This is a genomic window from Micromonospora sp. NPDC005087 (assembly GCF_042872965.1).
Lineage (GTDB): Bacteria > Actinomycetota > Actinomycetes > Mycobacteriales > Micromonosporaceae > Micromonospora.
In genome coordinates this window covers 161,648-174,342 of sequence record NZ_JBIALB010000013.1, presented here as the reverse complement: position 1 = coordinate 174,342, position 12,695 = coordinate 161,648, and the positions used below count along the sequence as shown (strand labels likewise).

The following is a 12,695-nucleotide window of genomic DNA, read 5'->3' as shown; positions in this document are numbered from 1 at the left end:
CGGTCCCGCCGACGGGTCGGGACCGTCACTTCCCGCTGGCGACCTGCCGGGCCCGGTAGCGGCGCAGCAGGTCGCCGGCCCGCGGCTCGGTCAGCTCCAGCTCTACCAGCGGCACGACCCGGTAACTCCGGCCGCCGTGGCGTACCTCGATCGTTTCGGGCAGTTCGTCACACATCGTGGCCCTGATCTCGCCGTACCGGGTCGTCCAGAAGTGCTCGCCCTGCTCCTCGGGCTCCAACCACACCCCGCCGAACTCACCCCAGCGGGCGTTCCACCGCTGGCCGTAGGCCGCCTCCAGCCAGCGGGTGAACAGTTTCGAGTCCTGCCAACGCACGGCGATCTCCAGCGCCTCGACCGGCACCGGAGCGCCCTGCAGCAGGGCCGCCGTGCTTCCGGTGATCACCTGTGGGAAGTCGGTGAGCCGGTCCAGCATCCGGTGCAGGCCCAGCTCGTCGATCCGCTCGGCGATCGGGCGGGCGGCCAGGTCGTCGATCCGGGCGTCGAGGTGCGCGTCCAGCGGTTCGACCCCGACAACCAACTGCACGTCCATGGCCGCGAGCAGTCGCTCCAGCACCGGGATGCTGGGCGCCCGATCGCCGCGCTCGATCCGGGCGACGGCTGCCTGGCTGACCTCGGCCAGGTCCGCCAGCTCCCGCTGGCTCAGCTCGCACAGGTGCCGTTGCCGTCGCACGACGGCGCCGAGGAGGGGGACGAGGCGAGTGGAGGACATCCCGGCATCGTGGATCAGGGGAAGCGGCGGCGATACCGGTGAGGCAACTTGTCGACTCACGGGGCTCCGGTGGGGAGCCGACCCCAGGAGGACGACGTGCCTCGGGGCGGCGGGCCTCGCTCTGATGAGCCTGATACCTGTGAGGCATAAATATGCCTGAGAGGTATCACGCTCAGGGGGGTGACCGGCCCCCTGACCCAAGCCCCGCGCCTTCGCCGGGGCCACCGGGTGGTGGGCCGGGCTGGGGCGGCTAGGCTGGCTAACCGTGCTCGTACTCGTGGTGGACAGCTCGACCCCCGCGGTGACCGCAGCGCTGGTGGAGGTCTCGGCGGACGGTGTGGCGTCCCGGGCGCACCGATGCACGGTCGACGCCCGCGCGCACGGTGAACTGCTGGCCCCTCAGGTCGACGCGGTCCTCGCCGACGCCGACGCGCGCCCGCGGGACCTGGGCGCCATCGTCGCGGGGCTCGGGCCGGGGCCGTTCACCGGACTGCGGGTGGGTCTGGTCACCGCCGCCACCATGGGCCAGGCGCTCAACATCCCGACGTACGGCGTCTGCTCGCTGGACGGCATCGGCTACCCGGCGGCAGCCGGCGAGCCGGTGCTGGCCGCCAGCGACGCTCGGCGCAAGGAGCTCTACTGGGCCGTCTACGACGGCGCCGGCCAGCGGATCGTCGGACCCGAGGTTTCCACGCCCGCGGTGGCCGCCGCCCGCGCCCGGGAACTGGGAGCGACGGTCGCGGTCGGTGACGGTGCACACCGGTACGCCGAGACTCTGAGCCTTCCGGTCCGGGTCGAGCCGCGCTACCCGGACGCCACCGTGCTGGCGCTGCTCGCCGCCGAGCGGATCCGGGCCGGCGCACCCGGTGAGCGGCTCACCCCGCTCTACCTGCGCCGTCCGGACGCCGTGGTGGCGACCGCGCGCAAACCGGTCCTCCCGTGAGTGTGCGGCTGGACCGGTTCCGCTGGTGGCACATCGACCAGGTGCTGCCGATCGAGGCGGACCTCTTCGGTGCCGAGCAGTGGTCGCCGGCGATGTTCTGGAACGAGCTGGCGAACGGGCACCACTACCGGGTCTCCGTCGACGACGACGGCACGGTGTTGGGCTACGCCGGCCTCGCCGGGGCTCCGCCGGACGAGGTGTGGGTGCAGAACATCGCGGTCCGCCGCGACGCGCAGCGGCGCGGCGTCGGCCGTGCCCTGCTGGAGGAACTGCTCGCCGAGGCGGCCCGGGTCGGCGCCCGCAGCACCCTGCTGGAGGTCGCCATCGACAACGCTCCGGCCCAGCGGCTCTACGCGATGTACGGGTTCGAGCCGATCGGGGTGCGGCGCGGCTACTACCAACCGAGCAACACCGACGCGCTGGTCATGCAGCGCGTCGCCGAGTCGACCGGGGACGGACCACACGACCATGGCTGACGAACCGCTGATCCTGGGCATCGAGACCTCCTGCGACGAGACCGGCGTCGGCATCGTGCGAGGGCACACACTGCTGGCCGACGCGCTCGCCTCCAGCGTCGAGGAGCACGCCCGGTTCGGGGGCGTGGTGCCCGAGGTGGCCAGCCGGGCCCACCTCGAGGCCATCGTGCCGACCATGGACCGGGCGCTGGCCGATGCCGGCGTCACCCTGGCCGACATCGACGCCATCGCGGTCACCTCCGGCCCCGGGCTGGCCGGCGCGCTGCTCGTCGGCGTCGCCGCCGCCAAGGGATACGCGGTCGCCGCGGAGAAGCCGGTGTACGGCGTCAACCACCTGGCGGCGCACGTCGCCGTGGACACCCTGGAGCACGGTCCGCTCCCCGAACCCGCCATCGCGCTGCTGGTGTCCGGCGGGCACTCGTCCCTCCTGCTGGTCGACGACCTGGCCCGGGGCGTCACCCCGCTCGGCGCCACCATCGACGACGCGGCCGGCGAGGCGTTCGACAAGGTCGCCCGGCTGCTCGGGCTGCCGTTCCCGGGTGGACCGCCCATCGACCGCGAGGCCCGGGCCGGCGACGCGGCCGCGATCGCCTTCCCGCGCGGCCTGACCGCCGCCAAGGACCTAGCCGCGCACCGGTACGACTTCTCGTTCTCCGGACTGAAGACGGCGGTGGCCCGCTGGGTCGAGGCGCGGCAGCGCGCCGGCGAGCCCGTGCCGGTGGCCGATGTCGCCGCGTCCTTCCAGGAGGCCGTGTGTGACGTGCTGACCACCAAGGCGCTCGCCGCCTGCCGGGCGAACGGAATCGAGACCCTGGTGATCGGCGGGGGCGTGGCGGCGAACTCGCGGCTGCGAGCTCTGGCCGAGCAGCGGGCCGAAAAGTACGGCATCCGGGTCCGGGTGCCCCGGCCGAAGCTGTGCACCGACAACGGGGCGATGGTTGCCGCGCTCGGGTCGCACCTGGTCGCCGCCGGGGTGGCGCCCAGCCGGCTGGACCTGCCGGCCGACTCGGCGCTGCCGTTGACCACGGTCAGCGTGTGACGGAGGCGACGGACATGATCGTGCGGATGTGGGAGGCGCGCGCCGAGGCGTACGGCGTCGCCGACCTGATCACCTGGGTGTGCGACACCGCCCTGCCCGAGTTGGAGCACGACCCGCTGCACGTGTCCAGCGAGGTCTTCTCCTCCACCGACCACCGGGTGGTGGTCATCTCCAAGTGGCGCAGCAACCCGCGCCCGTTACCGGATCCGCCGGCTCTGCTGGTGGCCCGCGCCCCGCACTCCTGGGACTTCACCCAGGTCGACCGCTGACCCGTCGACCCCGCCCGCGCCGTGAGCTGCGGCACCTTCGGCGCCTTCGGGCGGTAATTGATTCGCCCGGGCCAGTGTCGCCGCCTAGCGTCGAGCCGCTATGCGCTTCTCACCGGCCGGCGAACCCGGCGTACCCGATGCCCGGTCGGCGACCCGCTACCTGATCTGGTTGGCCGGACGGCACAAGCGGCTGTTCACCGCCGGCATCGCGCTCGGTGTGGTGTGGATGGTGGCGCAGGCGCTGATGCCGGCCGCCGTCGGCCGGGCCGTCGACGGGTTGGCACGCCGCGACGAGGACGCCCTGCTCACCTGGGGTCTGGTGCTGCTCGGGCTGGGCGTGCTCCAGGCGGCAGCAGGGATCCTGCGGCACCGCTGCGCCGTGCACAACTGGCTGGCCGGGGCATACCGCACGGTGCAGTTGACGGTCGAGGCGGCGAACCGGCTCGGAGCCGCGCTGCCCCGCCGGGTGGCCGCCGGCGAGGTGGTGAGCATCGGCACGGCCGACATCGGCCAGATCGGGCACGCCATCGACATCACCGCCCGGGGCGCCGGTTCGCTGGTCGCGATCGCCACCGTCGCGGTGATCCTGCTGAACGCCTCGATGCCGCTCGGGCTGGTCGTGGTGCTCGGCGTGCCGTTGCTGATGGCCGTGGTGGCGCTGCTCATCCGGCCGCTGCACCGCCAGCAGCAGGCGTACCGGGACGCGGAGGGAGCGCTGACCACCCGGGCCGGCGACATCGTGTCCGGGCTGCGGGTGCTGCGCGGCGTCGGGGGCGAGCCGGTGCTCTCCGCCCGCTACCGGACCCGGTCGCAGGAGCTGCGTACGCGTGGCCTGCGGGTGGCGCGGGTGGAGTCGCTGCTGGAGGCGGCGCAGGTGCTGCTGCCCGGTGCCTTCCTGGTGCTGGTGACCTGGCTGGGCGCCCGGTTCGCGCTGCGTGACCAGATCAGCGCCGGGCAGCTGGTCGCCTTCTACGGCTACACCGCGTTCCTGGTCAGCCCGCTGCGCAACCTCACCGAGGCGGTCGACAAGCTGACCCGTGGGCACGTGTCGGCCCGCCGGGTGGTCCGGCTGCTGCAACTCACCCCGGAGCTGGTCGATCCGGCGCAGCCGGTGGCGCTGCCGGACGGGCCGGGTGAGCTGGCCGACCCCGACTCGGGGGTGGTGCTGCTCCCCGGCCGGTTCACCGCGCTGGCCGCCACCGCCCCCGAGGACGCGGCCACGATCGTGGACCGGCTCGGCCGGTACACCGATTCGGACGCCACGCTGCACGGCGTACCGCTGCGGTCGCTGGCACTGGCGACGGTGCGCGCGCGGATCCTGGTGGCCGACAACGACGCACATCTGTTCACCGGCCGGCTCCGCACGGAGCTGGACCCGCACGACCGGGGCGACGACGCGGCACTCGCCGCGGCGCTGGTGGCGGCGAGCGCCACGGACATCGTCGAGGCGCTGCCCGACGGGCTGGACAGTGCGGTGGCCGAGCGTGGCCGGGAGTTCTCCGGGGGGCAGCGGCAGCGGCTGCGGTTGGCCCGCGCGCTGGTCGCCGACCCGGAGACGTTGCTGCTGGTCGAGCCGACCAGCGCGGTCGACGCGCACACCGAGGCGCGCATCGCGCAGCGGTTGGGTGACGCGCGCGCCGGCCGGACCACCCTGGTCTGCACCACCAGCCCGCTGGTGCTCAGCCGAGCCGACCGGGTGATCTTCGTGGAGGACGGCAAGGTGGTGGCCGAGGGGACGCACGCCGAGCTGCTGGACGGCGAGCCGCGCTACCGGGCGACGGTCAGCCGGGAGGAGGACTGATGGCCACCGCACTGCCGGTCGCCGACGCGCGGCAGGTCCGCCGGTACGCGCGCACGCTGGTCCGCCGGCACCCGCGCGCGCTGGCCGCCGCGCTCGGCCTGCACGCGCTGGCCGCAGCCGCCGGGCTGGCCGCGCCGCGGCTGCTCGGCGACATCGTGGAGGGCATCGCCCGAGGTGTCGGTCAGTCCACCGTGGACCGGGCCGCGCTGCTCATCGGCGGTTTCGTGCTGGCCCAGTCGGTGCTGGTCCGGTTCGCCCACCTGGCCTCGGCCCGACTCGGTGAGAGGGTCCTCGCCGAGCTGCGTGAGGAGTTCGTGGACCGGATCCTCGACCTGCCACTGGCCACCGTCGAGCGGGCCGGCACCGGCGATCTGCTCACCCGTACCTCCCGGGACGTCTCCGCGCTGTCGCGGACCGTCCGCCTGGCGGTGCCCGAGACTCTGATCGCGGTGGTCACCACCGGGTTCGTGATCGGCGCGCTGCTGTTGATCGGCCCGCTGCTCGCGCTGCCCTGCCTGCTGGCGGTGCCGCTGCTCTGGGCCGGCACCCGCTGGTACCTGCGCCGCGCACCCGCCGGCTACCTGCGGGAGAACGCCGCCTACTCGGACATCACCGACGGCATCAGCGAGACCGTCGAGGGTTCGCGGACCACCGAGGCGTTGCGGCAGCAGGCGCGCCGCCGGGCCCGCACCGACGTGGACGTCCGCCGGTCGTACGCGGCGGAGCGGTACACCCTCAACCTGCGGACCGTCTTCTTCCCGGTGGCCGAGATCGGGTACGTGGTGCCGGTGGTCGCCACGCTGCTGATCGGCGGCTGGTTCTACCTGCGGGGCTGGGTCAGCCTCGGTCAGGTCACCGCGGCCACCCTCTACGTGCAGCAGCTGGTGGACCCGGTCGACCGGCTGCTGTCCTGGCTGGACGAGCTCCAGGTCGGCGGCGCGTCGATGGCCCGGCTGCTGGGGGTGGCCCGCACCGGCGACAGCCCCGCCGCCGACGCGCGACCCGCCGGCACCGCGCCGTCCCCCGCCGCGTCCGTCGACGGCGGCGTCGAGCAGCTCGCCGCTCGCGACGTCCGGTACGCGTACCGGACCGGGCGGGACGTGCTGCACGGGGTGACCCTGATCCCGAGGCCGGGGGAGAAGCTGGCCATGGTGGGGCCGTCCGGCGCCGGCAAGTCCACCCTGGGTCGCCTGCTGGCCGGGGTGCACGCCCCGCGCAGCGGCTCGGTGACCGTGGACGGCCGGCGGCTGGACGAGTTGCCGCTGGACGAGCTGCGCTCGCACGTCGCGTTGGTCACCCAGGAGCACCACGTCTTCATCGGCTCGCTGCGGGAGAACGTGGCCATGGTCCGGCCCGGCGCCGACCCGGCGCAGGTGCGGGCGGCGCTCGCCGCGGTCGCCGCCCTGGACTGGGCCGACGCGCTTCCCGACGGGCTGGACACCGTGGTCGGCGCCGGTGGCCACCCGCTCTCCCCGGCGCAGTCGCAGCAGGTGGCGCTGGCCCGGCTGGTGCTGGCCGACCCACACACCCTGGTGCTGGACGAGGCGACCTCGCTGATCGACCCGCGTGCCGCCCGGGAGTTGGAACGCTCCCTGGCCGCCGTGCTCGCCGGCCGTACCGTGATCGCCATCGCGCACCGGCTCTTCTCGGCGCACGACGCCGACCGGGTGGCGGTGGTGGAGGACGGCCGGATCACCGAGCTGGGCCCGCACGACGAGCTGGTGGCGGCCGGTGGTTCGTACGCGGCGCTGTGGCGCTCCTGGCACCACAGCGACGCGCCCGACGACCGACCCGCCACGAGCTAGGTGTGCTGTCCAGGGAGGTTGGTCGAGGTTGTGTGACGACACGATCTGATGTCGTAGGTAGGTGAAGGCCTCCGGTTGTGGAGTGGAGCTGTCGAGGAACCGCTCCGCCAACCAGGAGGCCTTCGTGTCCCACGCTAACGCTGCCTTGACTCCTCGCGCACGTCTGCGCTTGGCGCGTCTGATCGTGGATGAGGGCTGGCCGGTCGCTGCGGCAGCGCGTCGTTACGAGGTGTCCTGGCGCACCGCGGACCGGTGGGCGCAGCGATACCGGCAGCAGGGCGTCGAGGGCATGCAGGACCGTTCGTCGCGGCCGCACCGCAGTCCCGCGAAGACAACGGGGCCGGTGGTGCGCAAGATTGTGCACCTGCGGTGGAAGCAACGCCTGGGACCCGTGCAGATCGGCGGGCGTCTGGGCATGCCGGCCTCGACCGTGCACGCGGTGCTGACCCGGTGTCGACTGCAGCGGCTGTCCCACATCGACCGGGTCACCGGGGAGCCGATCCGCCGCTACGAGCACCCGCATCCGGGAGCGATGCTGCATGTGGATGTCACCAAGTACGGCAACATCCCTGACGGCGGCGGCTGGCGTTTCGTCGGCCGCCAGCAAGGCGGGCGCAACCGTCAGGCCACCGCACGACGGACCGGGGCACGTAACGGCGTCTACGAACCGCAGATGGGCACCGCGTTCGTGCACACCGTCGTCGATGATCACTCCCGGGTCGCCTACGCCGAGATCCGTGACGATGAGAAAGCCGCCACGGCTATCGAGGTGCTGCGCAACGCGGTCGGCTGGTTCGCCGCCCGCGGCGTCACCGTCGAACGCGTCCTGTCCGACAACGGCTCGGCCTACAAGTCGCATGCCTGGCGCGACGCCTGCGCCGAACTCGGGATCACGCCGAAGAAGACCCGCCCCTACCGGCCGCAGACCAACGGCAAGGTCGAACGGTTCCACCGGACCCTGACCGACGGCTGGGCCATCGCCCGCTTCTACAGCTGCGAACAAGCCCGCAGGAAGGCCTTACCGGCCTTCCTGCATCACTACAATCACCACCGACCCCACACCGCCACCGGCGGCCTACCACCCATCACCAGGTTGACCAACGTCCCTGGACAGCACAGGTGTGCAGCACCGACGGTCAGCTGCGGCGCAGCATCCGGTAGGTGGCGATCCCGCCGGTGCCCAGCGCGGCGAGGAAGACCAGCCAGACGACGGTGCTGCTGACACCGACCTGCGGGCCGGTGTTCGCGGCGGCGGCCGCCAGCAGCCCGTCGTTGCCGGGGGCGGGCAGAGCCGCCGGCGGCAGCTCCGGCCAGCGGACCAGATTGGTGCTCTCCAACATCTGCATGTGGTGCAGCACGAAGCTGTTGGCGTCGTCGCAGAGCTTGCGGACGGTGGCGTCCCGAGTGCTCGCCCGCACCGCGCCGATCACCGGGAAGATCTTGCCGTGGGCCACCCGGAGCCGGGTGACGAAGATCTGGTCGAACCGGGCGCCGGAGGCCTTCTGCATCTCCGACAGCCAGCCCTTCTGCTCGGCGGTCGGCTCGGACGGGATGCTCGCGCCCAGCTTGTTGGCGGCGTCCACGACGAGCTGGTCGAGCTTCTGGTGCTCGTTGGCGATGCCCGCGCCGATTTCCCGGACCTTGGCCGACTGCCCCTTCTCGGCGGCCATCTGACCGGCCGGCATCTCCCACAGCCCGGCCAGCCGCACCCCGTTGAGCAGCGTCATGTCGGCGGCGTTGAGCTGCTGCCCGCCGGCGGGTGCGGCGACGGCCACGCCGGGCAGGACACCGACCCCCGCGATGACGGCGATGAGCAGCATCGCCGCCCGGTGGGTCCGGTTGCCCGGCCGGCGACGGGCGGATCTGAGCGGTGCCATGTCTGCGGTGCCTCCTCGGTCCGGACCGAAACGCGTCTGGACCGGGCAGTCGCGTGCCGACTGCCCGTCCGTCCACTGGTACGGACTGACCGCCCGATCAGTTCACCGGTTGGGGCAGCGGGTCAGCGGGTGACGGCGAGGAAGCCGCCGAGCAGCAGCAGGGTGAGCGCGGCGACGGCGAAGAGCACCAGCAGCTCCCGGCGGCCGTGCCCGGTGGGGTCGCCGCCGGCCGAGGCGTCGGCGGCCAGGGCCGGCAGGTCGCGGGTCAGTGCGGCCAGGTCACCGAGGGTGCGGGCGCTCCACACCGCGCCCACCCGGTCGGAGAACTCGTCCAGGGTGAGCCGGCCCGCCGTGGTGTGCCGGTGCAGCTCGGCGACCACCCGGTTGCGGTCGTCGTCGGAGGCGCGCAGCTCGACATCCACGCCGGACAGGGTACGCGGATCAGCCCACATCGAGGGGGTCGGCGAGCAGCCGTTCGAAGGCCAGCTCGGCGGCGCCGATCAGGGGCGCGTCCTTGCCCAGTTTGGGGGTGCGCAGCCGGACGTGCTCCAGGCAGGCGCCGAGCGCGTTGGAGTTGAGCCGGCTGCGGACCTGGGCTGCCGCGGCGAGGTAGAGGTCGCGCATGGTGCCGCCGAAGATGACCATCTCGGGGTTGAAGACGTTCACCAGGTTGGCCACCCCGAAACCGAGCCAGTCACCGGCCTGGCGGACCGCCGTCTGAGCCCGGGCGTCGCCCCGGTCAGCGGCGTCGAAGACCGCCAGCAGCGCGTCCCGGCCCCGGGCGTCGGAGCGCCCGGCGGCACGGAGCAGGCCGTGCTCGCCGATCTCGGTCTCCCAGCAGCCCCGGGAACCGCACTCGCAGGGCATGCCGTCGCGGACCACCTTCATGTGGCCGACCTCGCCGCCGTACCCGCCGTGCCCGGTCAGCCGACGCCCGCCGGCGATGATGCCGGCGCCCACGCCGACGTCGCCGTACAGGTAGATGACGTTGTCGCAGCCGGCGGCGACACCTCGCGCGTGCTCGGCGAACGCGGCCACGTCGGCCACGTTGCCCACCGTGATGGGCACGTCGATGCCCAGTTCGGCGCCGAGCGCCGCGCCGATCGGCTCGTCCACCCAGCCGGTGGTCGGGCCGAGTCGGACCAGGCCGTCGTCGCGGCGGACCATGCCGCAGACCGCGACGCCGGCGCCCACGCAGATCGCGTCGGGCGGTACGCCCTGCTGCATCTCCTTGACCGCGCCGGCCAGCAGCGGCGCCGCCTCCGCGGCGAGCAGGCCGCGCGGTCGGTCCAGCTCCCGTTGGTCCAGCACCGCGCCGCCGAGGCCGATCCGGGCGGCGCGCAGCCGATCCACCTCAACGGAGTACGCGTACGCGAACACCCGGTCCGACTCGGGCCGGACGACCAGCGACGGTCGTCCGGCCCGGCCGGTCTCCCTCGGTGCTTCCTCGCTGACCAGCCCGACTCCGGCCAGGTCGGCGGTGAGTGCGCCGATGGTGCTGCGGTTCAGGCCCAGCGTGGTGGTGAGTTCGGCACGTGTGGTCGCCCCGTGGACGTGCACGTGCCGCAGCAGAGCTCCGAGGTTCTGCCGTCGGACCTCGTCCTGGCTTGGTGCCGGGCGCATCGCGGTGCTACCTCCCGCGGTCAGCGGGTGCCGGTGGCCGCCGCGCGGCGGCGGGAGACGGCGTCGACACTCGCGGCGAGCAGCAGCACGACGCCGGTGACCACGTACTTGACTCCCGCGCTGTACCCCATCAGGCCCATTCCGTTTTCGATGACCGCGACCACCGCGCCGCCGAGCACGGCGTCGAGGACGCGGCCCTTGCCGCCGAAGAGGCTCGTGCCGCCGATCACCGCCGCGCCGACCGCGTAGAGCAGTACGTTACTGCCCCCCGTGTTCGGGTCGACCGAGTTGGCCCGGCTGGCCGCCACGATGCCACCGACGGCGGCCATGGACGAGCAGATCACGAACACCGAGATCCGGATCCGGTCGACGTTGATGCCGGCCCGGCGGGCCGCTTCCCGGTTGCCGCCCACGGCGTAGATGTGCCGGCCGTAGCTGGTGCGTTGGAGCACGAAGGTCCAGACGATCAGCAGCACCGCGATGACCGGCACCACGATCGGCACACCCTTGAGCGAGACGATCAGTACGTTGCGGCTGCGCTCCAGGTTGAGGACGTACACCGCCGTGCCGAGGATGACGGCCAGCCCGCCGATCCGGAGCGCCACCACCGCGATCGGGTCGGTGATCAGACCGCGGGCCACCCGGTTGCGGTGCCGCAGCAGCTGCACCGTCCCGTACCCGGCGACCGCGAGGGCGGCCAGCACCCAGCCCAGGACGGGGCTGAGGTTGCGGTTGGCGATGGCGACCAGCACCTCGTCCCGGACGGAGATGTTGGTTCCCTCCTTCACGAGCAGCAGGACGATGCCCTGGAAGGCGAGGAAGCCGGCGAGGGTGACCACGAAGGACGGAATTCCGATCTTCGCGACGAGCAGACCGAGACCGGTGCCGATGACCAGACCGGTGGCGACTGCGGCGAGCACGGCCACCCACCAGGGGTAACCGAGCACGGTGACCACATTGGCCAGCACCGCCGCGCAGACCCCGCTGGCGAAGCCGGCGGAGAGGTCGATCTCGCCGAGCAGCAGCACGAAGACCAGACCCATCGCGATCAGCGTGACCGCCGCGCCCTGGGTGAAGAGGTTGGCGAAGTTGCCGGCCGACAGGAACGACGACGGCCGCATGACCGCGAAGACGGTGCAGAGCACGATCAGGCCCAGCACGGCCGGTAGCGCGCCGACGTCGCCACCGCGTACCCGGCTCCAGTAGTTGCGGACGTGGCCCCCGACGGTCGGCGCCGGTGTGACGGCCGCGGGGCCGCCCTTCCGCACGGCGGTGGTGGTCATCGGTCGCCTCCTGAGTTCGAGTCGGCCGGCTGTGCGCCGTTGCCGTTGCCGCCTGTGCCCGCGTCGGTGGCGAGGCCGAGCCCGCCCGAGCGCCCGGCCGTGATCAGTTCGACCACCTGGGCGTGGGTGATGTCGGTGGTCTTCACCTGGGCGACCATCTGGCCGAGGTACAGCGCGGCGACCCGGTCGGAGACGGCGAAGACGTCGTTCATGTTGTGCGAGATGAGCACCACGGCCAGGCCGTTGTCGGCGAGACGGCGGACCAGTTCGAGCACCTGGGCGGTCTGTGCCACACCCAGCGCCGCGGTCGGCTCGTCGAGGATGACCAGCCTGCTGTTCCACAGCACCGCCTTGGCGATGGCCACGGTCTGGCGCTGACCGCCGGAGAGGCTGGAGACGTGTTGGCGGAGCGAGGTGACGGTGCGGATGGAGAGCCCGGCCAGCGTCTCGGCGGCGAGTTGTTCCATTGTCGGTTCGTCCAGCACGATGCCGCTGCGCTTCTCCCGGCCGAGGAACATGTTCTGCACGATGTCGAGGTTGTCGCAGAGCGCCAGGTCCTGGTAGACGACCTCGATGCCGAGCGCGGCGGCGTCGCGCGGGTTGCCGATGTGCACCGGTTCGCCGTTGAACAGGAACTCGCCGGCGTCGGTGGGGTGGATGCCGCTGATGCACTTCACCAGGGTCGACTTGCCAGCGCCGTTGTCGCCGACCAGTGCGGTCACCTCGCCCGGGTGGACGGTGAGGGCGACGTCGCGGAGCACCTGGACGGGACCGAAGCTCTTGTCGATCCCGCGTACTTCCAGCAGGGGGGTCGCGGACACGGGGGGTCTCCTTCTCAAGGGAGGTCGG

At 72.8% G+C, this 12,695-nt stretch carries 13 protein-coding genes; 7 read left to right on the top strand and 6 right to left on the bottom strand.

Annotated features, from left to right (window positions below):
• Positions 1–25: 25 nt before the first annotated feature.
• Positions 26–730 (bottom strand): helix-turn-helix domain-containing protein, encoded by a 705-nt coding sequence (locus ACFYPS_RS26660; protein ID WP_387327804.1) that lies wholly within the window; start codon positions 728–730, stop codon positions 26–28.
• Positions 731–995: 265 nt separating this feature from the next.
• Between ACFYPS_RS26660 and tsaB the strand changes: the two genes are divergently transcribed.
• The 7 genes from tsaB (at position 996) to ACFYPS_RS26625 (ending at position 8,285) form a co-directional block, all read left to right on the top strand.
• Positions 996–1,673, top strand: a complete 678-nt coding sequence (gene tsaB / locus ACFYPS_RS26655) for a tRNA (adenosine(37)-N6)-threonylcarbamoyltransferase complex dimerization subunit type 1 TsaB (RefSeq protein WP_354964739.1) — start codon at positions 996–998, stop codon at positions 1,671–1,673.
• A 2-nt stretch (positions 1,674–1,675) separates the two neighbouring features.
• On the top strand, positions 1,676–2,149 hold the full coding sequence (rimI, locus tag ACFYPS_RS26650; RefSeq protein WP_354964884.1) for a ribosomal protein S18-alanine N-acetyltransferase: 474 nt from the start codon (positions 1,676–1,678) through the stop codon (positions 2,147–2,149).
• Positions 2,142–3,188 (top strand): tRNA (adenosine(37)-N6)-threonylcarbamoyltransferase complex transferase subunit TsaD, encoded by a 1,047-nt coding sequence (tsaD, locus tag ACFYPS_RS26645; protein WP_354964738.1) that lies wholly within the window; start codon positions 2,142–2,144, stop codon positions 3,186–3,188. Before rimI ends, tsaD begins: the two co-directional genes overlap by 8 nt.
• Positions 3,189–3,202: 14 nt before the next feature.
• Positions 3,203–3,457, top strand: a complete 255-nt coding sequence (locus ACFYPS_RS26640; protein WP_053660576.1) for a hypothetical protein — start codon at positions 3,203–3,205, stop codon at positions 3,455–3,457.
• A 100-nt stretch (positions 3,458–3,557) separates the two neighbouring features.
• Positions 3,558–5,258 carry an ABC transporter ATP-binding protein gene (locus ACFYPS_RS26635; RefSeq protein ID WP_354964737.1) on the top strand — a complete coding sequence of 567 codons (1,701 nt, stop codon included), beginning with the start codon at positions 3,558–3,560 and terminating at the stop codon, positions 5,256–5,258.
• Complete coding sequence (locus tag ACFYPS_RS26630) at positions 5,258–7,063, top strand: ABC transporter ATP-binding protein (RefSeq protein ID WP_354964736.1); 1,806 nt, start codon at positions 5,258–5,260, stop codon at positions 7,061–7,063. The genes ACFYPS_RS26635 and ACFYPS_RS26630 overlap by 1 nt, the downstream gene beginning before the upstream one ends.
• Positions 7,064–7,187: 124 nt before the next feature.
• Positions 7,188–8,285, top strand: a complete 1,098-nt coding sequence (locus tag ACFYPS_RS26625; protein WP_387327829.1) for an IS481 family transposase — start codon at positions 7,188–7,190, stop codon at positions 8,283–8,285.
• Here ACFYPS_RS26625 and ACFYPS_RS26620 read toward each other — a convergent pair.
• From ACFYPS_RS26620 to ACFYPS_RS26600, 5 genes are all read right to left on the bottom strand, one after another.
• Positions 8,200–8,940 (bottom strand): DUF4142 domain-containing protein, encoded by a 741-nt coding sequence (locus ACFYPS_RS26620; RefSeq protein ID WP_354964735.1) that lies wholly within the window; start codon positions 8,938–8,940, stop codon positions 8,200–8,202. The genes ACFYPS_RS26625 and ACFYPS_RS26620 overlap by 86 nt on opposite strands.
• A gap of 122 nt (positions 8,941–9,062) precedes the next feature.
• Complete coding sequence (locus ACFYPS_RS26615) at positions 9,063–9,362, bottom strand: DUF1707 domain-containing protein (protein ID WP_354964734.1); 300 nt, start codon at positions 9,360–9,362, stop codon at positions 9,063–9,065.
• Between the two features lie 19 nt (positions 9,363–9,381).
• Positions 9,382–10,563, bottom strand: coding sequence for an ROK family protein (locus ACFYPS_RS26610; RefSeq protein ID WP_354964733.1), 1,182 nt, complete (start codon positions 10,561–10,563; stop codon positions 9,382–9,384).
• 20 nt (positions 10,564–10,583) lie between these two features.
• Entirely contained in the window at positions 10,584–11,846 is a 1,263-nt protein-coding gene (locus ACFYPS_RS26605; protein ID WP_387327798.1) for a sugar ABC transporter permease, read from the bottom strand.
• The gene (locus ACFYPS_RS26600) at positions 11,843–12,667 is read right to left on the bottom strand and encodes an ATP-binding cassette domain-containing protein (RefSeq protein WP_354964731.1); all 825 of its coding nucleotides are present in this window, start codon (positions 12,665–12,667) and stop codon (positions 11,843–11,845) included. Before ACFYPS_RS26600 ends, ACFYPS_RS26605 begins: the two co-directional genes overlap by 4 nt.
• Positions 12,668–12,695: the final 28 nt, after the last annotated feature.